This is a genomic window from Verrucomicrobiota bacterium, from assembly GCA_016871535.1.
Classification (GTDB): domain Bacteria; phylum Verrucomicrobiota; class Verrucomicrobiia; order Limisphaerales; family SIBE01; genus VHCZ01.
The window spans coordinates 1-23,855 of record VHCZ01000027.1 but is presented as its reverse complement, the minus strand read 5'-3'; the positions used below and the strand labels follow the sequence as shown (position 1 = coordinate 23,855).

The 23,855-nt window shown below is 61.4% G+C and carries 16 protein-coding genes; 1 reads left to right on the top strand and 15 read right to left on the bottom strand.

The window, feature by feature from the left end:
- Positions 1 to 199 precede the first annotated feature (199 nt).
- The 4 genes from FJ398_05970 to FJ398_05955 form a co-directional block, all read right to left on the bottom strand.
- The gene (locus FJ398_05970; GenBank protein MBM3837497.1) at positions 200 to 1,186 is read right to left on the bottom strand and encodes a hypothetical protein; all 987 of its coding nucleotides are present in this window, start codon (positions 1,184 to 1,186) and stop codon (positions 200 to 202) included.
- 226 nt (positions 1,187 to 1,412) lie between these two features.
- Positions 1,413 to 2,840 (bottom strand): NAD-dependent succinate-semialdehyde dehydrogenase, encoded by a 1,428-nt coding sequence (locus tag FJ398_05965; GenBank protein MBM3837496.1) that lies wholly within the window; start codon positions 2,838 to 2,840, stop codon positions 1,413 to 1,415.
- A gap of 272 nt (positions 2,841 to 3,112) precedes the next feature.
- Positions 3,113 to 4,609: a sugar ABC transporter ATP-binding protein gene (locus FJ398_05960; protein MBM3837495.1), complete on the bottom strand. Its 1,497-nt coding sequence runs from the start codon at positions 4,607 to 4,609 to the stop codon at positions 3,113 to 3,115.
- Positions 4,610 to 4,990: 381 nt separating this feature from the next.
- Positions 4,991 to 5,980: a substrate-binding domain-containing protein gene (locus FJ398_05955; protein MBM3837494.1), complete on the bottom strand. Its 990-nt coding sequence runs from the start codon at positions 5,978 to 5,980 to the stop codon at positions 4,991 to 4,993.
- 1,972 nt (positions 5,981 to 7,952) lie between these two features.
- Here FJ398_05955 and FJ398_05950 point away from each other — a divergent pair.
- Positions 7,953 to 9,182: a hypothetical protein gene (locus tag FJ398_05950; protein ID MBM3837493.1), complete on the top strand. Its 1,230-nt coding sequence runs from the start codon at positions 7,953 to 7,955 to the stop codon at positions 9,180 to 9,182.
- A 218-nt stretch (positions 9,183 to 9,400) separates the two neighbouring features.
- Here FJ398_05950 and FJ398_05945 read toward each other — a convergent pair whose 3' ends face one another.
- The 11 genes from FJ398_05945 to mraY all read right to left on the bottom strand — a co-directional run.
- Positions 9,401 to 11,437: a cation/H(+) antiporter gene (locus tag FJ398_05945; protein ID MBM3837492.1), complete on the bottom strand. Its 2,037-nt coding sequence runs from the start codon at positions 11,435 to 11,437 to the stop codon at positions 9,401 to 9,403.
- 135 nt (positions 11,438 to 11,572) lie between these two features.
- Positions 11,573 to 12,889, bottom strand: a complete 1,317-nt coding sequence (locus FJ398_05940; GenBank protein MBM3837491.1) for a hypothetical protein — start codon at positions 12,887 to 12,889, stop codon at positions 11,573 to 11,575.
- Between the two features lie 7 nt (positions 12,890 to 12,896).
- Positions 12,897 to 14,123, bottom strand: coding sequence for a cell division protein FtsA (ftsA, locus tag FJ398_05935; protein MBM3837490.1), 1,227 nt, complete (start codon positions 14,121 to 14,123; stop codon positions 12,897 to 12,899).
- The gene (locus FJ398_05930) at positions 14,116 to 15,078 is read right to left on the bottom strand and encodes an FtsQ-type POTRA domain-containing protein (GenBank protein ID MBM3837489.1); all 963 of its coding nucleotides are present in this window, start codon (positions 15,076 to 15,078) and stop codon (positions 14,116 to 14,118) included. Before FJ398_05930 ends, ftsA begins: the two co-directional genes overlap by 8 nt.
- Positions 15,079 to 15,206: 128 nt before the next feature.
- Complete coding sequence (locus FJ398_05925; GenBank protein MBM3837488.1) at positions 15,207 to 16,124, bottom strand: D-alanine--D-alanine ligase; 918 nt, start codon at positions 16,122 to 16,124, stop codon at positions 15,207 to 15,209.
- Positions 16,121 to 18,703: a UDP-N-acetylmuramate dehydrogenase gene (gene murB / locus FJ398_05920; GenBank protein ID MBM3837487.1), complete on the bottom strand. Its 2,583-nt coding sequence runs from the start codon at positions 18,701 to 18,703 to the stop codon at positions 16,121 to 16,123. Before murB ends, FJ398_05925 begins: the two co-directional genes overlap by 4 nt.
- A complete protein-coding gene (locus tag FJ398_05915) occupies positions 18,700 to 19,911 on the bottom strand; it encodes a UDP-N-acetylglucosamine--N-acetylmuramyl-(pentapeptide) pyrophosphoryl-undecaprenol N-acetylglucosamine transferase (GenBank protein MBM3837486.1) in 1,212 nt (403 codons plus the stop codon). Before FJ398_05915 ends, murB begins: the two co-directional genes overlap by 4 nt.
- Complete coding sequence (ftsW, locus tag FJ398_05910; GenBank protein MBM3837485.1) at positions 19,908 to 21,038, bottom strand: putative lipid II flippase FtsW; 1,131 nt, start codon at positions 21,036 to 21,038, stop codon at positions 19,908 to 19,910. The genes FJ398_05915 and ftsW overlap by 4 nt, the downstream gene beginning before the upstream one ends.
- A gap of 5 nt (positions 21,039 to 21,043) precedes the next feature.
- Complete coding sequence (locus FJ398_05905) at positions 21,044 to 21,871, bottom strand: LysM peptidoglycan-binding domain-containing protein (GenBank protein ID MBM3837484.1); 828 nt, start codon at positions 21,869 to 21,871, stop codon at positions 21,044 to 21,046.
- Between the two features lie 36 nt (positions 21,872 to 21,907).
- A complete protein-coding gene (murD, locus tag FJ398_05900) occupies positions 21,908 to 23,620 on the bottom strand; it encodes a UDP-N-acetylmuramoyl-L-alanine--D-glutamate ligase (protein ID MBM3837483.1) in 1,713 nt (570 codons plus the stop codon).
- Positions 23,434 to 23,855, bottom strand: a 422-nt coding sequence (mraY, locus tag FJ398_05895) for a phospho-N-acetylmuramoyl-pentapeptide-transferase (GenBank protein ID MBM3837482.1), incomplete at its 5' end; no start/stop codon positions are given. The genes mraY and murD, both read right to left, overlap by 187 nt.

The following is a 23,855-nucleotide window of genomic DNA, read 5'->3' as shown; positions in this document are numbered from 1 at the left end:
ACCGAAAGCACATGAAAAGATGGGGAGCGCACGCGCCCTCGCGTGCAGTGGTCGGCGCCTCCGCCGACCACTGTCTTCCGTCCGAAAGAGTGAATGTTTGACGAGACGGTTTCTGCCGACGATCCGGCTGGCGAGGGCGCCAGTCGGAACACGCGAGGGCGCGTGTGCTCCCCATTCTCTTCTGGTTCGGGTTTAGGTTTCAGTCGGCTTTCCTCGCGAAACTACCGAGGCCAAGATCCGCTCGAACACAACGCAAGTCATGCGCGCCGTCCGCCCGGGCGAATTCGTAGAAGAGCCGGAGGCAGCCGTCGATCACTGGCGCGTCCACGTACCGCAGCGAGTGCGATGATTCCGGGCTGGCGAGGCACGAGCCTTCCGGCGTCAGCGACCGCCAGTTCCGCAAATCCGTCGAGACGGCCAATCCGGTCTTCTCCTCGTAATTCTCCAGATGACTCGCGCTGCCGTCGTAAAACGCAAAATACTTTCCTTCGTGCGGCACCACGCTGTTGATCCGCCGGCAATACGCGTCCCAGCCTCTGCCTTCCGGCGCGAACACCACCCCCTGCCAATCCCAGTTTTCCAAATCCGTGGAAATCGCCAGGCCGGTTGCCGAAACGCACTCACCCGTGTTGAAGATGTCGAGTGTGGCGTGCGAGCCATCGCGCGTCTTGGGAGTCTTTATGGCGACGCTCAGGAACATGTGGAATGTGCCGCGTTCCTCCAGTATCCATGGATCCTTCACGCCTTCCAGGCCGAGCGGCTGAGCGGAAAAGAGACGTTGGGAGCAGGCCGGGTCCAGCGTCCGAATCTCCGGAGCCTCGATCACTTCGACGCACCATCGGCCGTCGGCCGGATCGACGAAGCAGGCGAAGTAGCGCCACTGCCCGTCCGGTCCCTTCCGCAGCGCGCACCGTTCGATGGAAGCGCTCCGGCATTGATCTTTCGTCACGGACCACACGTCTTGAAAATTCTGGAAATCCGTCGAACGAGCAATCCTTGCCTCACCGCCGCGATCCGGGGCAACGCCGCGCGGGCGCCGAATCCGGTAGGTGAGATAGAGCGCCTTCTCGTCGGCAGCGTAGAATGCGCCCGGCGCGCCCACCCAATAGCCATTCTCGAAACCGACTGGCTCTCGAAGGATGCGTCCGTGGGCCAAGGTTGCGGAGTTGAGCGTGGGCTTATTCATCGCGGCATCCTGTCAGCTTAAGGCCCGCAAGCGCAGTTCGGTGGGGCGACGCTCCTGCGGAGCCTTGAACTTGCCATCGCGCAATTCGTGTCCCGCTCCATCGGACAATGACAAAATGTCGAATGACCAATGACGAAAAAATGATCCAAATCCGAATGACGAATCCCAGCCCTTCGGGCTTCGACATTCGAAATTCTTTCGGCATTCATCATTAGTAATTCGTCGTTCAACCGACCCCCAGCGAAACATGTTTCGTCTCCAGGAAAGCCTCCATGCCTTCGATCCCCAGTTCCCGTCCCCAGCCGCTCTGCTTGACGCCACCGAACGGACACTGGCTCGTGGTCGGCACGCCATCGTTGATGCCGATCATCCCGGCCTCAAGGCGTTCCATGAGCCGGAACGCGCGGCGCAGATCGTTGGTGAAGGCATACGCGCTCAATCCGTAGTTCGAAGCATTGGCGCGCCGGATCGCTTCCTCTTCCGTGTCGAACACCGTCACGGGCGCAATCGGCGCGAAGGTTTCTTCCCGCATGCAAAGCCCGGTGTCGGGAACGTCGGCGAGAACGGTCGGCTCGAAGAAGAAGCCTTTCCGGCGCGTGAGCGGTTGTCCGCCGCACAGCAATCGCGCGCCTTTCTGCACGGCATCTTCGACATGCTCGCTCGCCTTGGCTAACGCGGCCTTGTCAATCAACGGGCCGATCTCGACGCCCGCTTCGAGGCCATCGCCCACTTTCAACGCCTTCGTCTTCGCCACAAATAAGGCCAGGAACTTTTTGTAGATGGGGCGCTGGACGTAGATCCGGTTCGCAGCGATGCAGGACTGGCCGGTGTTGCGGAACTTCGCGATCATCGCGCCGGCCACGGCTTTGTCGATCTCCGCGTCCTGGAAAACCAGCACCGGCGCCTGGCCGCCGAGTTCCAGCGAAAGCGGCTTCACGCCGAGGGCGGCGCCGCGAATCAATAACTGCCCGGTTTCGGTCGATCCGGTGAAACTGATCTTCCGGCAGAGCGGATTTTCCAGCAGCTCCTGACCAATCTCGGAAGCCGCGCCGCAAACGAGTTGGAAGACGCCCGCTGGGAGTTGGGCCGCGTGAACGCATTCGGCGAAGGCGATCGAAGAAAGCGGCGTCTGGCGCGCCGGTTTCAACATGACCGTGCAACCCGCGGCCAGCGCGGGCGCGGCTTTGCGCACGCCCAGCACCATCGGAAAATTCCACGGGCTGATCGCGCCCGCCACGCCCATCGGGCTTTTGATGACGAGATGCCGTTTGCCCTCGACTTGATTGGGCACGATGCGTCCGTAGGCGCGGCGCGCTTCCTCCGCGAACCACCGCAAGTGATCGATCGACATTGCGACTTCCGCATGGCTCTGCGCGAGCGGCTTGCCATTTTCGAGCGTGATCAGCCGCGCGATCTCGTCGCGGCGACGCTCCATCTGCGCGGCGATCTTCTGAAGGAATTCGCCACGCGCTTTGCCGGTGAGTTGCCGCCAGGAAAGGAACGCCGCATGCGCCTCCGCCACCGCCTGGCGCACCCGGGCGCGGTCAACCGTGGAAACGCTCGCGAACGCGCGGCCCGTGGCCGGATTCATCACCGGATGCACCGCCTTGGTCCGGAGCCATTCTCCATTCAGATAGAGCGGATACGATTTCATGGCGCTATTCACCACCAGCGGGCGAGCGATGCAAAGTCAAAATGTCGTTTTGCGTCACCCTTCAGCCGCATCTATTCAATGGAATTGGTGAATCGTCCTTACCCTGGCCCCACTGCCAGTGAATCAAGCGCTTTCGATGGTAGGGCGAGCCCGTCCCGGCGAGCCGCAATGCCATTGAGCAGACGATGGATGATCGGCTCAGCGAGGACGCTTCGCCCTACCGTCGATGGTCTTATCAACGGCAGTGGGGCCGGGGTGAGGCGATCCTCACTTCATACTGACTGATTCTGCCCGATCGCGGCGCTGATGATGCTGTGCTCGGTCCACGCCGAGGCCGGGCGCACTTCCGACAGGACGCCGCGGCACATCACGCCGAGGGTGTCGCACACGCCCATCAACTCCGGCAGATACGAGCTGACAAAAATGATCGCCTTCCCCTGCCCGGCCAGTTGTCCCATCAGCCGGTAAATCTCGCTCTTGCTCCCGACGTCAATGCCGCGCGTCGGTTCATCGAGCAGAAGAATTCGGGCGTCGTGGTGAAGCAACCGGCCCAGCGCCACTTTTTGCTGATTGCCGCCCGACAACTCGCCGATCGCCTGTTCGGGGCCGGCGGCGCGCACGTTGAGGCGCTGCATCCAATCGAGAGCCGCGCGGCGTTGCCGCCGGGCGCTGATCAGGCCCAGCCGGGCCATGGGGGCATAGCGCGTGATGGTGAGATTGTCCGCCAGCGTTCGGTTCAGCATCAGCCCTTCCTCTTTGCGATTTTCGCTGAGCAAACCGATGCCTTCCGCCAGACTGCGGCCAGGCGTGCAGCGGCGTTGCCGCCTGGAATAAACGAACACTTCCCCGCTTTCAAAGCGGTCCAAGCCGAAACAAACGCGAAGGGTTTCGGTCCGGCCCGCTCCAATCAAGCCCGCCACTCCGAGGATTTCGCCGGCGCGCAACGCCAAATTCACGGCGCGCGGCTTGCCGCGCCCGGCGAGCGCTTTCAACTCCAGCACCGGCTCGCCCAACTGCCGCACGCTGCGAGGATAGATTTCTTTGATCTCGCGCCCCACCATCAAACGGATGATCTCATCCAGCGAGCCGCCGGCCATCTCCCCTGCCCCGACCGTCTCGCCGTCACGCAAGACGGTGTAGCGGTCGCAAATTCTCTGACACTCTTCCAGGAAATGGCTGATATAAACGATGCTCACGCCGCGTTGCCGCAGCCGGGCAATGGCGGCAAACAGATTTTCCGTGTCCACGTCGGTCAGGCTGCTCGTGGGTTCATCCATGATCAGGACTTTCGGTTCACCCAGCAGCGCGCGAGCGATCTCGACAATCTGTTGTTCCGCGATGGGCCGGCGGCTCACCGGCGCGTTCAGCGGAATATTTTCGTGGCGAAGTTCCGCCAGCGCGGCGCGAGCCATCTCCCGGCGGCGCGTCCGGTTGATCCAGCCCAGCCGCCGCGGTTCCTCTCCGAGGAGAATATTTTCCTCGACGCTGAGGTGCGGCGCCAGATTCAGCTCCTGGTAAATCATGGCGATGCCACAACGGCGCGCGTGCAACGGATGTTCCGGAACAAAGGGTTCTCCATCCAACTCGATGCGTCCGGCGTCCGGCGTGTAGGCGCCGCTGAGAATCTTCATCAGCGTGCTTTTCCCGGCGCCGTTCTCACCGATCAAGGCGTGGACTTGTCCCGGCGCGACCTCCAGCTCGACGTTCCTCAGCGCGCGCGTCGCGCCGAAGCTTTTCTGCAAACCGAGCATTCTCAAACGAGGTTCCATTGGAGTTCCAAGTTCAAAGTTTAAGAGCGTGTCCGAAAATTCCGCGGGGTCCTGTTTTCGCGCCAAAGGCCGGATGGCGAGGCGCAACGAAGGAGAATATCCTCCCTGGATCTTCGACTGAGGAGCAACGAAGCCAGGCGGCCTTTGGCGCGAAAACCCTCCGGGCGGCGGGTCTTTTGTCCGTGGCCTGCGTTGGCTCGGTCCTTACAGCCCGCGTTGGGGATGCTCGGACCTCGCCGCCTTGGCCACAGCCAAAATCCCTCGCCGCAGGACCCCGCGCAATTTTCGGACACGCTCTAAGGAGCAGAGAAGTCTGCCGACTCCAAGGCGCCGACGCGCAGAAGGACGCCCGTTCACTTGCGCTCAGCGGTCTTTCCAGAGTCACTTCAGATACTTCTCCAACGGTGGATAGAGCAATTCTTTGATCTCCGGTTGCTCCATGTTTTCCCGGGTGACGAGATAAACGCCGGTATCGACCCGTTTCTCGACCTGCTGCCCCTGGAGATGTTTCATCATCGTCATCACGGCGGTGTAACCCATCAAAACCGGATTCTGCACAATCAGCCCTTGCACGTCACCGTTCTTCAAATCCTGCACGGACTGGGACCCGGCGTCGAAGCCGACCATTTTCACTTTGCCGCCGGCCTTGCCAATGTTGCGGAGCGCCATCGCCATTGCAATCGTGGGCGGTTCGCACGGACAAAAGATGCCGTCCACCTCCCGGCCATAGCGATTGAGGAGATTCTGGGAGACTTGATAGCCCGTCTCGCGGGTGGGACCGGCGAATTGATCCGAAGAGATCAGTTTGATCTCGGGAAACTTGCGGATGGCTTCCAGGAATCCCTTCTCGCGATTCTCGGTGCTCGCGGAACCGACCTGGTAGCGCAACAGAATCACGTTGCCTTTTCCGCCCAGCAGCTTCGCCAGGTGTTCTCCAGCCATCACGCCGCCTTTGAAGTTATCCGTCGCGACAAAACTGACGTAGCGGTCCGAATTCAGATCAGAGTCCATGACGACGACGGGCACTTTGGCGGAGATCGCGCTGTGCACGGGCCGGACGAGCGCCTGCGAATCCAGCGGGGCGAGCACGATGCCGTTGACGCGGCGGGACATGAAGTTCTCGACCACCTGGATTTGCTGGTCGCGGTCGTCCTCTTTCAACGGACCTTTCCAAATGACCTCGACCTTCAAACCCTTTTCATTCAATTCCTGCCGCGCCTTGAACGCGCCCGCGTTGATGGACTTCCAAAATTCGTGCGTGGTGCCTTTGGGAATGACGGCGAGCGTGTAGGCTTTCTCCGCCGCACTGGCTGAAAATCCCAACGGCGTCAGAAGAGAGATCAAGAGTGAGAGAAGAGGCGCAGGTTTCATGCGAGCCAACCTAGTGAACTCAATCCGGGTTTTCAACCCTTTTGGCAGCGGCACGAGGAAGCCTGCCAACAGTGAGAGCGCCAGCGCCGTCCAGTAGAAAGGCTGGTGAACAGAGACCTGACCTCCCGTCAGCAAATAATCCGTGAGATTGGTCTTTCGTTCGTGCGTCAATTTGCGCGGAGCCAGCGCGCTCAGCAATGGGACTTTCGTTCCCCTCGGGTTTGGACATTTCGTGACCCCGAAAATGGGAGGGAAAGGGTCATACCGAACCCATTCTCAATGGAATGCCAGGTTCGGCGGGAGCCTCTCCCTCCCAAACAGCGGCGGATTTAGTCGAACCCGCGGATCGCGCGGGCACGGTTGTCCGCGCTCCGGGGATCGTCGTGGTTCGCGACGCTTCTCGCATACGGATTGACTGAGGAGCAACGAAGCCAGATCCCAAATGCGGCGCAACCCGCAGGGCCAGGGGTCTTTTGGCCAGCCGCTTCGTCGCTCGCTCGTTGTAAATCGGTGGATACACCGCCTCGCTCGCTCCTCGCCGCTGGCCAGAATCCCTCCTGGCAAAGTGTATTCTATCCCACGGTCTGATCAGTAATCTCGAATGGCGACGAACGACAACTTCGTGGAGTGGGCGCCGGCCGGAATCAAAACCTCGTTCGGTTCGAGCGGCGCGTAATCGTTGGGTCCAGCTTGTCCGTTCACCAGGAACGGCACGCGCAACGGTTCGTCCACGGGTCCCGTTCGCGTGAAGATGATTTCAACGCCGGGTTCGCCTTCGTGAAGACGTTCTTGCTGGCCTGAGCCGTCACTCTCGGAAGCGGCTGCGCCACGAAGTCGATGCCGCCGGCATCGCGGCGTTCGATGACGACAGGAGCATCCCCGCTCGTTCGCACGGTGCGATACCCGTAAATGAACGCGCCGACGTTCGCTCCAATCCTTCACGGTTTCGAGAACATTGGCGCTCACCGTGCCGTCGCCGAAGTCCCAGTAAATGGCGAGCGCATCCGCGTCCGGGTCTCGAACAGCTTGTTTGCCCTTCCCAGGAACCGTCTCATCGGACCGTGGCCTTTAGGCGCCTTTAGGGTCTGTGTAAAAATAACTTCCGGTTTTGGCGGGAGCGCCGCCTGGCCGGATGCAAGGCGCGAGGAGGGAGCATCCCCGTTTTGGGGCTGTGACCGACGAGCAACGCCGCAGCCGGCCAGGCGCCGCCCCGCCCCGGAGGGCTGGGGCGATTTCGCTTTCTGGCTTCGTTTCTCCTCAGTCGCAGAGCCCTGGCTATGCTCCTTCGTCGTGCCTCGCCAGAAAGCGAAATCGCCTCCAGCAAAACCGGAATTTATTTTTGCACAGACCCTTAGGCCGCTTCAACGCTCAACTCCGGAGAGTGCGCGGAAGTAGCCTGAAGGCTGCGGTCCGCACGGTCTCAGGTTCATCGGCCGCGTGCATAGTTCTGAAACCAAGAGAACTTTCCATGAACCTCGGAGCGCGAGGTTGAGGGAAAGTCCGCGTTCATCAATGCGGACGAACTGTTCTGCAAATTTTTCATGCGCGAAGGATTACGCCACGCCCATCCAGTCCACAATAGAACCAAAGGAGCAGTACGCCTGATTCAGTTAACTCAGGGTTACTTAGAGCCTGTCCGAAAATTGCGCGGGGTCCTGCGGCGAGGGATTTTGGCTGTGGCCAAGGCGGCGAGGTCCGAGCATCCCCAACGCGGGCTGTAAGGACCGAGCCAACGCAGGCCACGGACAAAAGACCCGCCGCCCGGAGGGTTTTCGCGCCAAAGGCCGCCTGGCTTCGTTGCTCCTCAGTCGAAGATCCAGGGAGGATATTCTCCTTCGTCGCGCCTCGCCATCCGGCCTTTGGCGCGAAAACAGGACCCCGCGGAATTTTCGGACACGCTCTTAGTCCTTGCGATTCCCAGTCGCCTTGGCCATTAATCGCGCTATGAGAGTCAATCCCGCCGCAACAGCCTATGGCCTGGCGCATTCATGACAGCGTGAAACGCGGCGAGATCGACAACCGGGAGCGCGGTTTCGTCCGGGGCAGAATCTGGCTCGAAGGCAAAGGCGAACCGGTTGTCCTCGAATTGCGCGGCAACGCGGCGACGGATCTGGCCGGGTGCCTCCTGACCTTCACTAATCCGGGCGAGACGATTCCCCTTCCGAGGGATGCAGTCTTAAACGCGCTACAGCGCGGCACGGTCGGCGATTTGACGGCGTCCCGCAAAGTGCGCGTGCTCGAGATGCCGGTGGAGGAAGCGTATGAGCGGAGGAAACAAGGCCTGGACGTGCCGGAACACATGGCCAACTGCCTTTACCTGGAATGGTTCAGCGAGGCCAATGGCCGCGTCGTTGTCGAGAGCACGGATTATCAGCTTACGATCTCGCCCCCGGCCTGGCGGTTGACGCCGGAAGAGGAAACCCAGCGCCGGGCCGATGCTGAAGCCGGATTTCAAGGGTTCATGCAGAAGCTCAGCGATGCGCTCGAAAACGCCAAACATGAACCGCCCGAAGAAAAGGAATGGGACGAGTTCGACTACGAGAAGCTCCTGCGCGAAAGTGACGCCCGCACCGACAAGTATTCCGAGCTCCTCGACAAATACATGGATCATCCCGACCGCGACCGCATCATCGCGAAGGAAATGGGGTGGTCCTGGATCGAGGAAGCGCTGAACGAAAAAAAAGAAAATCCAGGCCCGGAGGCAGAGGGCGATCGCGGTCCGGAAGCCGACGACGAGCGCTTCGCTCTGGAAGTGCCGGACGACCTGCCGCCCCTGGAGCCGGACCCGGCCACGGAAGGCGTGGATTGGGTGCGCGAAGAAGACGGCGACATCAGCCATCCGCTCTCGCTGCGCGCATTCAACAGCAGCCTGGATCTCTGGCACAAGTGCAAAGAACTGGGTCTCGGCAAACTGGATGATGAGGATCTGGGCGCGCTCCTGACCGAATTTCAAATCACCGGCGCCAAACTGGCCGGCGCGCTCGAGAGCCTCGCGTACGGACGCAACTTGAAAGACGGCGCTTTCGTCGTCGCATGTCTGAAGCGCGCGTTGAGCCATCTGCACGGCGCGCAAAGCGCGCTGGAAAAGGTCGCGCCCAAGGAGCTTTTGCCCACCGAACTGGTGTCTTCGACACGCACAGAGCTGTTTCAGATTCGGGAGGAGATCCTCCGGTTGATGGAGGAGTTTCGGAAGACGCTTTGAACCCAAATCCGCAGATGAACCAGGCGCGGCTGACGCCGCAACCAAATCGTTAAATCGTTAAATGGGTTAAATCGGTTGAGATGGAAAAGATTTGCGCAAGCCGCGGAGATTTTTTTGGATAGCAGTGCGGATACTAACGGTGGGGCGAGGCTCCTGCCGAGCCTCCTTGATGGCAATTGGCTCGGCAGGAGTCTAGCCCAGCCGTGGTTCAGTGTAGTTTACGTTGTTCCTCCTTCGAGCAGATAACGTCGTGCTTCGTCCAACTGTTTGCGGTTGCCCAGGAGCAAGACCTGATCGCCGGCCAGCAGTTCCTCGTCGGGGCCAGGATTGATCAGCGGGTTGCCGTTGCGCTCCAGGCCCACGATGCTGGCGCCGGTTTTTGTCCGAAGCGCCAGTTCTCGGATGAGCTTTCCGGCGCCGCGCGAACCCGATGTCAGCGTGAGGGTCTCCACCAGCGCTTCTTTAAGGATTCCCGCGAGCGGGTGCGGGGTTTCGGCGTGCCGCGGCGGTAGCGGTTGGGCGAAGGTTTCTTCCAAGGCCACCTGCGCGCGGGAGTAAACGCGGATAAAGGTTCGCCACAACAGGGCCGTGATGGCGGCAACGATCAGCAACAGCAAAACCAGCACTCGGCCCGTGGGTAGAATCGTCGAACTCAAGAGGAGCATCAATAAGCCTAAACCGATCACCCCGGCCGCGAGGACGGTGTTGGCAATGATGGCCTGCACGGCAGCCGCGCGCGGCCCGGTTCCAAGGCGCGTCGCCGCCATCTCGCCCAGCAACATCCCCAGCGCCTCCATTTTCCGGTAAGTGGCGATGAGCATGGGCAGCGACAGCAACATCGCGGCGAGCCAGGCCAGCGCGGCGAGGCTTTGGACGCCTCCCGGAAAACCCGGCAGCCAGGTGGGAAGCCTCCGTCCGACGAAGCCCAGTGCGATAAAAATCCCCGCCACCATCGCGACGTTGAGCGCCATTTGCCAGGCCCATTTGCGGACCAGCCGGTTGGCTATGCTGCGGTGCTGGCTCTGGACCCATTGGCCGACCCAGCGCGTGTAAAGCGCAAGGTAATTGACGAGTTTTGCGGGCGCAAACCGGTCAAACGAGGCGACGAGCCGATCCGAAGACTTGATGAGGTAAGGCGTGCACAGCGTGGTGATGGCCGAAACCGTCACGGCAATCGGATAGAGGAAGTTACTCGTTACGTTGAGAGTCACGCCGAGCGAGGCAATGATGAAAGAGAATTCGCCGATTTGAGCCAGCCCCATCCCGACGCGCAACGAGGTGCGGGTATCGTTGCCGGCCACGAACGCGCCAAACGCGCAGGACACCACCTTGCCGAGCACCACTGCCAACGTGATCACCAGCACCGGAAGCCAGTGCTGCGCGAGCAATCCGGGATCGATGAGCAACCCGATGGCCACAAAAAACACTGCGCTGAACATGTCGCGAAGGGATTCGGTGAGGGCTTCCACGCGATAAATCTCGCGGGCTTCTGCGATGACCGCGCCAATTACGAAGGCGCCCAGGGCGACGCTGTAATCCAGTTTCACCGCCAAAAGCGAAACTCCAAAGCACAAACCCAATACCGTGATGAGCAACATTTCATCGCTCTTGAACCGCGCCACGTAGCTCAGCAGGCGTGGCACGGCCAGCAATCCGATCACGAGCGCAACCACGAGGAAGATGCCCAGCCGGGCCGTCGTGGTCAGCACCTCGCCCACGGCCAGGCTGCCGGTCATGGCAATGCCGGATAACAACGCAATCATGACAATCGCCAGCATGTCTTCGACAATCAGAATGCCGAAAATGAGTTCGGCAAACCGCTCCTTGGAGCGTCCCAGTTCACTCAGCGCCTTCACGATGATCGTGGTGGATGAAATGGAAAGGATCGCCCCCAGAAAGATGCAGTCCATCGTCTTCCACCCAAACGCGCGGCCGATGTGGTAGCCCACTCCGACCATCAGGACGATTTCGAGCGCCGCGGCAATGAGCGCGGTGGCGCCCACCTTCTTCAGTTTGCGCAAGCTGAACTCCAGGCCGAGCGAGAACATGAGAAACACCACGCCCAGCTCGGCCAGCGTTTTGATGGCGTCCTCTTCCTTGATCAACGGAAAGGGCGGCGTGTGCGGGCCGATGATCACGCCGGCCAGGATGTAGCCGAGCACCACCGGTTGCTTGAGACGATGGAACAGCACCGTGACCAACGCGGCCACGATCATCACGACGGCCAGATCTTGCAGAAAAGTGACTCCGTGCATTGCTCGGGAAAACTACCATCTCCAGCCAAAGCCCAGAAGCCAACAAACGGAGCTGGAAAGCTCCGTGAACCCGCAGGCTGGAAAGCCTGCGCTACTTCGCGCGGACATGGCTCGCCGCGTCCCTCACGGAATCGGCTAATTCAATGACACGCCGCGGCGGATGTAAGTCGGAACATCGAGATCTTCACCGTCGTGGAGGGTCGGCTCGCTTTTGTCGAACCGGCCTTTGGAGATGATTTCCAGCGGCAACTGGCCTTGCAGCCAGTTCGAGACCGATTTGCGCCGGCGAGCCGACGGCTGTGACAGGAGACGTTTCGTTTGTTCGGGCGTCAGTTCCGGCGGCGGGGGGACAAAACGGAACGCGGGCCGCTGGCGGGCCGGCGCGCCAAAGAATTGATTCTCGATCTCCGGGCCCGCGGGTTCATCGGACGAGTTGGATCCGCGCGCGAGTCTGGACAGGGCCGCGGAGTCTTCATGAACAGTCTGGCCGCGTCGCGAAACGACCATCGTCACCGCCAACTGGCCTTGAAGCTGATCGTCGATCGCCGCGCCGGCGATGAGTTGCGCCTGCTCCGCCTGTTGATGAATGCGCTGCAAAACGCCGTTGACGTCGGACATCGTCAGGTCCGCTCCCCCCATCACACTGATCAGGATGGCTTCCGCATCCGGGACGAGTTTCCCCTCATCCAGGAGCGGGCTCGAAAGCAGTTTTTCAAAGACAACCTGCGCCCGGTCTTCTCCCATGGCTTGAGCGCAGGCAAAGGAGCTTTCCCAGTGGCGGCCCCGGAGCACTGAAGCGAGGTCCGCGAATTCGACATTCAGCAAGCCGTACCGCGTCAGCATTTGCCAGAGGCCGCGCACACCCTGCGCCAGCAGTTCTTGCGTGAGCCTCAACACTTCGAGCGCGCGCGCGCCTTCGTCCAGAAGTTTCACCAGCTTCTGATTGGGCAGACTCAGCACGCCGTCCGCCGACGCTTTGAGTTGCTGCAAACCCAGACGGGCTTGCTGCTGCCGCCGATGGCCTTCGAACTCGAAAGGCAGCGTGACCATCGGGAGCACGAGCGCTCCAGTCTCCCGGGCGGCCCGCGCCAATACTGGCGCCGCGCCCGTAGCCGTGCCTCCACCCAGCCCGGCCAGGATGAACACCAGGTCCGCGCCGGCACAAAGGGTCTTCAACCGGGCGAAGTCCTCTTCCGCCGCGGCTCGGCCGAGATCGGAATCGCCGCCCGCGCCCAGCCCGCGCATCAACCCGGCGCCGAGCAACAGTTTGTCGGGCGCAGCCGCGTTCTCCAGCGCGCGCGCCTCGGTGTGAAGGGCGGCGAAGGCGAGTTCGCGCAAGTCCGTTTGCGCCATGTAATCGGCCGCTTGAATCCCGGCGGTGCCCAGGCCGATGACTTTTCCCGAAAGGGGCTTCGGGCTGGGCGGCGGAGGAAGGTTGCTTTCAGTTGTCATAATCTCGTTACCCGCGGCGGAACAGTTGGCCCAGGGTGCTTCGGAGTCCGCGCGGCAAGAGCGAGTGCGCTTCGCCGCGTTTCTTGCTCTCGAACGATCCGAACTTCACCAATCCGATGGCCGTGGCGAATTCGGGTTGATCCAGTGTGGAGCGAAGACCGCTGATGGCCGTCGCTTTGCCAACCGAAGTCGGCAGGCCGAACACCTGTTCGCCGAGCCGTTGAATCTCCGGAGTTCGGGCGCCGCCACCGCAGACCACGACGCCGCACCGGAGATAATCCAGCAGCCCGGTCGATTCCAAATCCTCGGCAATGAGTTGAAAAATCTCTTCGACACGAACGGACATGATTCGGTGCAGGTGTTCAAGATTCACGGTTTTTTCCGGCGTGCCAAGGGAGTTCGTCAGTTGGAGACTCTTGCCGCGCACGGAACGATCCAGGAGGGCCGAACCATGCTCGATCTTGAGCTGTTCCGCGCGGCCCATCGGCAGTTTCAACCCGTAGGCGAGGTCGTTGGAAACATGGTCGCCCCCCACGGCCAGCACGCCGGTGTGTTTGATCACGCCGTCGGCATAGACGACGTAATCCGTCGTCCCGCCGCCCAAATCGATCACGAGTGCGCCGAGCTCTTTTTGTTGGTTGTCCAGGCAGGTCAGCGCGGAGGCCAATCCGTTGAAGACGATGCACTCCACTTCGATTTGGAGGCCCTTGACGATGCGAATCGGATTTTGCAGGCGGTTGAAATTTCCGTGCATGACGTGGACATCGACTTCGACTTTCGAACCGAACATGCCCACCGGATTGACAATGCCGTCCTGGCCATCCACCAGGAAATGCTGCCGGATCACGTGGACGACGTGGTTGTCCGCCGGCAAATTGATCGCCTTGGCGTTCTTCACGACGTCCTGAACGTCGGCCTCCATGATTTCCCGGTCGTGGGAAACGATCGGATGAAAACCGCGATTGTTGAACCCCCGCAGGTGCGCGCCGGTGACGCCCAGGAAAACACTGCGGATCTCGACGTCCGCCATCTGTTCGGCTTCCACAATGGCATTGCGAATGTCCTCGCCGCAGGCCGCGGCATCAACCACCTCGCCCTTCCGCACGCCGCGCGACTTGGCCTGTCCCACGCCAATGACATTGATCGCGCCCGTCTCGTTTGGTTCGGCGACGACGGCGCAGACTTTCGACGTGCCGAGATCCAGTCCGACAATGATAGGATGAGACTTAAACATGTTTTTTCATCGAACGTTGGGTTTTGGGAGGTTTGGCAGGAGGCGGCGAGGGGGTGCCGGCCTCATGCCAGCGAACGGGGACGTTGTTGGACACGGAAAGATCCAGCAAGGCGATCTGTTTGGTCTCTTGCGCGGCGAAGTCATGGACGACCCGCCAGCGGCGCAGTTGCCGCTCAAGATCTTCGGGCGCGAGAAGCACTTCGTTCCCTTGGCGGGTCGTCACCTGCAAGACCGGCGGCGCCGAAAGATCAATCGTTTTGAGATCGACCACCCCCACCATCGGCGAGCGTTCGAAGAAAGTGATGAGCCGCAACGCGGCCTGAATTTCCTGGGACTCGGCCCGCTTGCCAGGGCGCAACTCCGTGCCGAGAACACCCGTCAACATCGGCAGAGCCTCCGGGTTGGAAGAGTTTGCGCGTAAGCCGGCGGGCGACCCAAGCGGGAACATGACATAGCCGGCCGGATCGACATAGAACGTGGTGGGTTTGGGTGGCTCGCCCGCGGACGGCGCTTGAAAACCGGTGACCTGCGCGATGGCCTCCCGTTCCGTCACGCGGATTTTCAGCGTGTCCGGGAGGACGCGCACGACCGACGCGTCCTGAATCACGGGCTGAAGCTGGAGATCGCGCTCGATCCGAAGCAGATCCACGGCGAGCAAACTGTCGCCAGGCTTCACCGCGGCCCAGGCCAGAATCTGTTCGGTGGAAAGATCCCCGTCGGTCGCGACGTCGAGGCGTTTGATGCTGAAAGCGGGGTTCTTGTAGAGCCACTCCTTCAGCGCCCAATCGCTCCCGTACCAAAACAGGCCCAGCGTCAGCGCCGTGCCGAAAACGATGGCGCCCAGTTTGGTGATAAAGCGGACGCGCCCGGCCCGGATCTGGCGCGCGCGCATCTTCACGTCAAGAACATGATCCCGTTCGATTCGCCGATTGGCCGATTTGGATTTGAACCACATAACGTGTCTGAGAGTGCAACTCTGCGCTACAATCGCCGAAATTGTTGGCAGGCTAAGGCAACTCTTAAACCTTAAAACAGCCGTTGCTTAGCCACAGAGAGCGCAAAGAGCTGCAACGTTGTAACGCTTTAAGGACTGCGACTGCGGCTGCGCCGCAGGGCTAGATCAATCATCCGCTGGCATAGCTCCGCGTAACCAATCCCGGCTGCCGCCGCGGCCTTGGGCAACAAGCTCGTTTCCGTCATGCCGGGGAGCGTATTGACTTCCAAAACCACCGGCTGGCCGTCCGGACGCACCATGATATCCACGCGCCCGTAGTCCCGGCCTTCGACGGCATCGAACGCGCGCAGCCCGGCGGATTGAATCCCTTCGGTCGTGGCCTTGTCGAACGGCGCCGGGCAAAAGTATTCCGTCGCGCCGGACGTGTATTTGTTTTGGTAATCGTAAGCGCCGCGTTTGGGCCGGACTTCGACGACCGGCAGCGCGCGGCCGTTCAGGATGCCCACCGTGGTCTCGCGCGCGTCGATGCGCTCTTCCAGCAGCACTTCGGAGTCGAAGCGCAGCGACTCGGCCAGCGCGGCCGGCCATTGGTCGGTGCGATCGACGAACTGAAGCCCCACGCTGGATCCCTGCCGCACCGGCTTCAGCACCACCGGCGGCTTCCAGGCGCCAGGCCAGGGGGCCGACGGCGACTTGACCACGGCAAAACGCGCCGTGGGCACGCCAAGCTGCACGAGCCTCTGTTTGGTCAGGACTTTGTCAAACGCGACGCGACTGGCTTCGGGGCCGCAGCCCGTGTAAGGCACGCCCAAGTCCTCGAGCCGCTGTTGAACGGCGCCGTCTTCGCCGTACGTTCCGTGCAAAGCCAGGAACACGACGTCGGTTTTTTCGGGAAGTTTCCAATGCGGATCGACCGGATCCAACTCCGCAACCGCATGGCCGAGCGAACGAAGCGCGGATGCCACAGCCTGGCCGCTGCGCAACGACACGTCGCGTTCGGCCGAAGGGCCGCCCAGCATCACGGTGATGTGCAGGCGACATGTCATAGCTTCGCCGGGACCGCGGAGTTCCGTTCAAGCGGTGTGGACGCCGGAAGCCCTGCTTTGCACGGCGCGATTTCGCCGATGATTTCCACTTCGGTCTCCAGCTCGATGCTTCGCGCAGAACGGGCCTTCTGTTTCACAAAATCGATCAACTCGAGCACGTCCTCGGCCGTGGCGCCGCCGTCGTTGACAATAAAATTTCCATGCACGCCGGAGATCACCGCGCCGCCGACGCGCGTGCCTTTCAAACCGAGCTCCTCGATCAATCGGCCAGCCGGGATGGACACGGGATTCTTGAACATGCAGCCGGCGCTGGGCGCGGCCGGTTGGGATTTCCAGCGTTTCTGGCTGCAGGCATTCATTTTGGCCGCGATCGCTTCCGGAGCTTCGGGCCGGGCTTTCAGCACCGCGCTCAAGGCGATGTGGTGCCGGAAGTGCGGGCAACCGCGGTATTCGACCTCGATTTCCTCAGCGCTCCGTTCCTGAACGCGGCCCGCGAAATCCATGAACCGCACGGATGCCACCATCTCGAACGTCGCCCCGCCCATCGCGCCGGCGTTCATGCGTAGCGCGCCGCCCACGCTGCCGGGAATGCCTTCGAGAAATTCCAGTCCGCTCAAGCCGTGCCGTTTGGCTTCGACGGCCACAGCCTTCAGCTTCGCGCCCGCACCGCACACCAATTCGGTTCCGCAAACTTCGATGCGGCAGAACTGCGGATGCGCCAGGGAAATCACCACGCCGCGAATGCCGCGGTCTTGAATCAACAGGTTCGAGCCACGCCCAAGCATCAAAAACGACAGCTCGTGTTCGGCGCAAAAATGCAGAACCGCGGCCAGATCCGCTTCTGAAGCCGGCTCCACGTAGAGATCCGCCCGGCCTCCGACGCGCAACGTGGTGCGTTTGGCCAAAGGTTCGTCGTGGCGCACGACCGAAGCCGGCGACAATCGGCGGGCCAGATCGGATGCCAGCGATTGCCTCCTCCCGGCCGCCGCCTGCTCCAACTGATCGGCCAGCGCGTGCGCCGCCTCGGTGATGTCACCGGCGCCGAGAAAAAGCACCAAATCGCCGAAAGCGATGTCGTTTCGGACTTGATCCGGAAGTTGGCCGAGTGTCGGAACGAGCTCCACGTCCTGTCCCTGCCGCCGGATCGCCCCGGCCAGCGCCGTGCTGTCGATGCCGGGAATCGGCGGTTCGCTGGCGGGATAGATCTCCGTCAGCCAGAGCCGGTCTGCCTCTTCGAAACAGGCGGCGAACTCGGCCATCAACTGTTGGGTGCGGCTGAACCGGTGCGGCTGGAATGCGACCAGCAGCCGCGCCGGCGCGAGTTCCTTCAGCGCCCGAAGAGTGGCGCGAATCTCGGTCGGATGATGTCCGTAGTCGTCGAAAACGCGGCAGCCTTCGTCGCGATACAACTCCTGTTGGCGGCGAGTGGCGCCGCGAAACGACCGAATCGCCCGAGCGATGGCGTCGGGTGGAAACTGAAGTTGGTGCAGCAACGCGACGACGGCAACGGCGTTGGAGACGTTTTGCCGGCCCAGCAACGCGGTCGTGAATTCGCCCAGGCGGGCGTCGCCGTGGAAGACTTTGAAAGGGGTAAGACGTGAGGCGTGAGGCGTGAGGCGTGACGCGTCGGTCAGGCATTCAACTCGATATTGCGCCCTGGCATGAAAGCCGTACGAGAGGGCGTTTGATTTCCCGGCGAATAACCGCGCCAGGCGTTCGTCGTCGGCGCAATAGATCAATCGGCCGGAGACCTGAGCGCCGAATTGTTGAAACGCGGCGCACACGCCATCGAGATCCGCGAAGTGATCCAGGTGCTCGGCGTCGAGGTTGAGAAGAATGGCATGCTCGGGTTGAAAATCAGCCAGCGTGCCGTCGCTTTCGTCCGCTTCCACGACAAAAAACGGCGCAGAGTCCGGACTTCCCCTGAATCTGGTAGGGACGGATTCCACTCCGTCCCTGACTTTACTCTGCGATCGGAAAGACAATTTCTGGGACGCGGTGGAACGCGTCCTTACCGGTTCATGGGCCGTACGCACGGTTCGAAAACCTTGGCCCTCTTCCTGAAGCGTTGCGTTCACGAATCGCGCGTGCGGCGCCAGTTGAGGAACTTCCGCTCCAATCGCATAACTCGGTGCGGCTCCCAGTTGCTCCAACGCATGCGCCGCCAGCGCCGAAGTCGTCGTCTTGCCGTGCATGCCCGCAATGCAAATCCCGCGCTGCCTGCGCAGCAGCGCCGCAAGGACCGCGCCACGCCGCGCCACCGGAACCCGGAGATCTCGCGCAGACAGCAATTCCGGATTGTCGTCCGGAATGGCCGAAGAATGGACAACCAGGAAAGGGCACGCCGCCTTGAGGCAGTCCGCGGAGTGAGTGCTCTGAACTGCGGCGCCGCGCTTCTGCAATTGGCGAGTCGCCTCGTTTTCGACGAGATCCGATCCGGCCACCTTGCAGCCCAGGTCCAGGAAAAGGTGCCCCAGGCCGCTCATGCCGCAACCCGCGGCGCCCACCAGATAAACCGTCGCGCCGGAGGCCTGCGTCTTCAGAAGCGCGTCCACTTCGGCTGGCGTCAGGGATTTCATTTCACTGCGAATGCGAGTCTGTTTTCGTCATTCCGGTCGAGAGCGGCCGAACTCTTACCGATCGCTTCGGGCAAAGGTTGCGTTTCCCGCTCGCTGATTCCGGGAAAGTTGATCATTTCCAAAATGCGCCCGGCGATTTCTTCCGCGGCGTGAGGGTAAAACCATCGTTCGAGCGCGCGGCTCATCTCGCCTCGCGCGGAAGTGTTCTCAACCAACTCCAGAACGTGGCGGCTCAGGATTTCGGGATTGACCGTCGATTCGGCGAGATGCACGGCTGCGCCCGTCTCAACGTAAGCCCGCGCATTATGAAATTGATGGTCGTCCGCCGCGGAGGGGTAAGGGATCAAGATCGTGGGCAACCGCATCGCGGCCAGTTCGGACAACGAAGAGGCGCCGGCGCGTCCAATCGCCAGCGTCGCGGCCCCCAAGGCCAGTTCCATTTCGGTCAAGAACGCGCGCACCAGAGCGCGCCGGCCGCTGGCCCGGTAGGCCGCCGCCACTCTCGCCTGGTCGGAACTGCCCGTGAGATGAATGAACTGCAGTTGCGGCGCCCGAGTCCCGATCTGCGCCAGCGACTGCGTCACCAACTCGTTGATGCGGCGCGCACCCTGGCTGCCGCCCATGATTAGCAGGACGGGCCGGTTCGGATCCAGGCCGAGCGCGACGCGGCACGCGCCGGCATCGGCGGGTTTGAATTGTGGGCGGACGGGCGTTCCCGTGATTCGGACGGCTTGCGTGAAAAGTCTCCGCGCCGAAGACGAAAACCCGACGAATGCTTCGTCCACGACAAAAGAGAGCCAGCGGTTGGCCCGGCCGGGAACGGCATTGGATTCGTGCAGGAACGTCGCCGCGCCTCGGAACCGGCCCGCCAGAATAGGCGGCGCGCTGGTGAAACCACCCATGGCCAGCACCGCTTGCGGGCGTCGCCGCGCGAAAAGCTTCGAGCACAGGCGAAAGGACTTCCAGAACCCGCGGACAAACGCGAGCCCCGCGCCATTTTGCAGCGCCACGGCAGGCAACGTTTCGATGGCGAATTCGGGCGCGGCCTGGACGGCCAGTTGATCCACCTCTTTGGCGGAAACCAGCAAGGTCACGGGACACGACCGCTGGTGCAGCGCCTCGGCGACGGCCATTCCCGGGAACAAATGTCCTCCTGTTCCGCCACACGCGATGACAACGGACGGGATTGGCTCTGGCATTCGCATCAAGGCGTCTGAGGGGCGAAGATTTCTTTCGACGAGTAACGTTCCGATTCGACGGCGACCGGGTCTCGCACGTGGCGTGCGATGCTCATGATCAGGCCCACGCAAGTGAGCATGAGCAACAGATTCGACCCGCCGTAACTGATGAACGGCAGGGGCAGCCCTTTGTTCGGAAAAACTCCGGTCACCACGCCGATGTTGATCAACGCCTGGAATCCGATCAGAAAAACAATCCCGGAGCCGAGCAGCATTCCGAAGGAGTCCCGCGAATTCCAGGCGATGTACACCCCGCAAAGGACGAGCACGATGAAAAGTACGACAATGCTCAGCGTCGCCACGGCGCCGAGTTCTTCGCCAATGACAGACAGAATGAAGTCCGTTTCATGTTCGGGAACGAATCCGAGCTTCTGTCGTCCATTTCCTAAACCCAACCCAGTCCATCCTCCGGTGCCCAGCGCCAGCCGCGCTTGCCAGGCCTGGAAACCGACGCCTTCCTTGTGCGCTTCCGGATGAAGCCAGCTTAAGATTCGGCCGAGTCGGACCGGATCGTGCCAGAGTGAATAAGCCAGCCCGCAAACCGCCGCGCCGACTGGCGGAACCAAATACATCCAGCGAACCCCCGCAATCAGCAACATCACGCCGGTGGTCGCGGCCAGAAGCACGGTCGTGCCGCGGTCGGGTTCGACAAAGACAAGCGCCAGCACGACGCTGATGAGCAGCCCCGGCAGGAGCAACCCGCGTTTGAACGTCCCCATGAGGTGCTGGTTGCGGTCCGCGTAATGAGCGATCGCGATAATGAGCGCGAGTTTGGCGGCTTCGGAAGGCTGGAATTTCGCGAAACCCAAATCGAACCAGCGCCGGGCGCCTTTGATTTGCACGCCGATGCCGGGAACCAAAACCAGACCGAGGATCACGATGGCCGCCGCCAGCAACAGCCAGGCAATCTTCTTGAGCCGGCGATAGTCCATCCAGGCCGCGACCGCGCAGGCCATCAACCCGATGCCGCACCAGACCAGTTGCATGAGCAAATAGCGCGCGCCGCCGTGATTCATGCCGGCGCTGTAGAGGATGACGAGACCCAGCGACAAGAGCGCGCCCACACAAACCACGAATAAGGTCGCCGCGGTTTTCATCCCGGCTACTGTCTCGGCTTCGACAAGGGCGCGCTGGTCGGAGAGGCCATCAGAGTGGAACTGGGATTGGTGGCTCCGGCCGAAGCGCCACCGGCCTTTTGCGGCGCAGGCAGTTTGAGTTTCTTTCCCACCAACAAACGGTCCGTCTTCATGTTGTTGGCCGCCTTGATCGCTTTGATGGTGGTCTTATACTCCTTCGCGATTTTGGCCAATGTGTCACCCGCTTTGACCACGTAAACCGTCGAGGTGCCATCCGCCGGTTCGGCGACGCCTAAACCACCCGTCGTGCTTGCCGCCGGAGCGGCCGGTGCCGGGATCATGATCTTCTGGCCGATGCGAAGCCGCGTCGGTTCCAGCCCTTCGTTCGCTTTGTTGATAGCGGCGACGGTGACGCCGTGCGCCGTGGCGATCTTGCCAAGCGTGTCGCCCTTCACGATCGTGTATTCCTTCGCCTGAGCCTGAGTCTCGGCAACCAGAGGCGGGGCCGTCGTCGTCAAAGCCGGAGGCGGCGCCGACGTGGCGTGAGCGAGATCAGTCGGAACGAAGACGTTCGTCTGCGGGGGAAGATTCGTGGAAGGAAGGTCGCGCGAGCTGGTGTAAAAGCCGGAATCGAGCTTTGGCACTTCGTCATTCGTAGCGGTGAGCGTTCCGGGCGGCTTGGCGCCCGCGGTCTTATCCGCGTCCGGTCGGCAGCCGGATTGCATGAGCAGGCCGGTGAAGATAAAGGCGTGCAGAGCGATGATGGTGAAGACGGCAATGCGGACCGTGGATTTGCCCTGAGACTTGTGCTGCTGCAACGATCCCTGGGGGATTAACGGGCTGGGAGTATTCATGGACTTATGGCGATTATCGTGGGTTGAATGAGGATTTCACGAAGAATGATTCGCAGCGAAGTTTTCCTTCGAGAAACTTCGTGGCGAAATGGTTTGGGCGTCGTTCTCGTTTGCGACTGAACCGCTGTTCGCAACGGTGCTACCAGCAGTAGTATTGCCACTGACGGCATTTTGATTCAAGGATCGGGCGACCTGCTCCACCGCCTGGCGAAACACTTCCCCCCGATGTGCGTAGCTCTGAAACATATCGAAGCTCGAACAGGCGGGTGAGAGCAGTACGACGTCGCCTGATTGTGCACACTCAAATGCTCTGGAAACTGCTTCTAACAACGATTCCACCAGGGTGCAAGGAGTAAAAAGACTCCACGCCGCGCGAATTTTTTCCCGGGTTTCTCCCAGCAAAAACGCGTGTTTCACGCGCTGGGCCAGCAGTGGTCCGATGTCGTGGTAAGCCAGCCCTTTGTCTTTGCCGCCGGCAATCAGAAGCACGTTCGCGTCGCCGGAACGCGGGCCTGGCATCGCCAGCAGCGCTTTCTGGAGCGCGTCCAGATTGGTGGCCTTCGAGTCGTTGACAAACCGCACCTGGTTGATCTCGGCCACGATCTCGCACCGGTGCGGAGCGGGCGCGTAATTCCGCAGGGCTTCCTTCATTTGTTCCAGCGGCAGCCGCAACACCCGGCCCACCGCCAGGGCCGCCATCAAGTTTTCCGCGTTGTGAGGGCCGCGAATCCGGCATTCCTCCATGTCCAGCAACGGACCCGCCCAGTCGGGCAATCGGCTGATCAACAACCCCCGGTCCAGGTAAAGGTCCGCGCGCCGGTTGTTCGCGCTGAAGGTGACGATTTTGGATGGGACCGTCATTCCGAGGGATCGAATGTAAGCCAGGGCTTCGGTCTGGATGATGGCCCAGTCAAACGCCTGTTGATTCTGGAACAACCGAGCTTTCGCGCGCGCATAGTCTGCCAGGGAAGCGTATCGATCCAGATGGTCCGGAGTAATGTTCAAGAGCACGGCCACCGCCGGGCGGAAATACTGAATCGTCTCCAGTTGAAAGGAGCTGACTTCCAATGTCAGAAAATCCAGATCGCGAGTTTGCTCGATCACCTCGCAAACGGGCCGGCCAATGTTGCCCGCCGCGAGCGTCTTGCGGTGGCAATGCGTCAGGAGACGCTCGACCAGTTCGGTCGTGGTGGTTTTGCCGTTCGTGCCGGTGATCGCGATGTTCAGACAAAGCGCGTGCTGGCAGCCCAGTTCCAACTCGCCAATCACCGGGATGTTCCGCTGCCGAATCTCGCGCATCAGGTTCGATTCCGCAGGAACACCCGGACTGGTTACGGCCAGATCGAACATTCCGGACGGAACTCGTTTGCATCCCAGGAAAACCTCCACGCCCAGGCGCTGCAACGCTTCCGCCTCGGTCCGCAACGCGCCGGAATCCACCCCATCCAGCGCCGCCACCTGCGCGCCGCCCTGGCGCAACAATCGCGCCGCGGCGCGTCCGCTGATGCCCAGGCCAACGACCAGGACGCGTTTATCGTTCAGAGCAAGCACAGTACTTAGGGTTAACGGAGTTTCAAGGTGCTCAACGCGACCACGGCACAGAGCACGCAGAGGATGTAGAATCGGGTCACGACTTGCGATTCGTACCAGCCTTTCTTCTCGAAATGGTGATGCAGCGGCGCCATCAAAAAAATGCGGCGGCCGGCGCCATACTTCCGCTTCGTGTATTTGAAATAACCCGTCTGGCAAACGACGGAGGCCGCTTCGAGGACAAAGACTCCGCCGGCGATCAACAGCACAAACGGTTGATGAATCAACACGGCAAGAATGCCCAAGGCACCGCCGAGGGCCAGCGAACCGGTATCGCCCATGAACATCTGCGCGGGGTGGCAGTTGAACCACAAGAATCCCAGACCGGCTCCAATCATCGCCCCGCAAAAGACCGCCAGTTCCCCCGCCCCCGGAACGTAAGGCACCTGCAAAT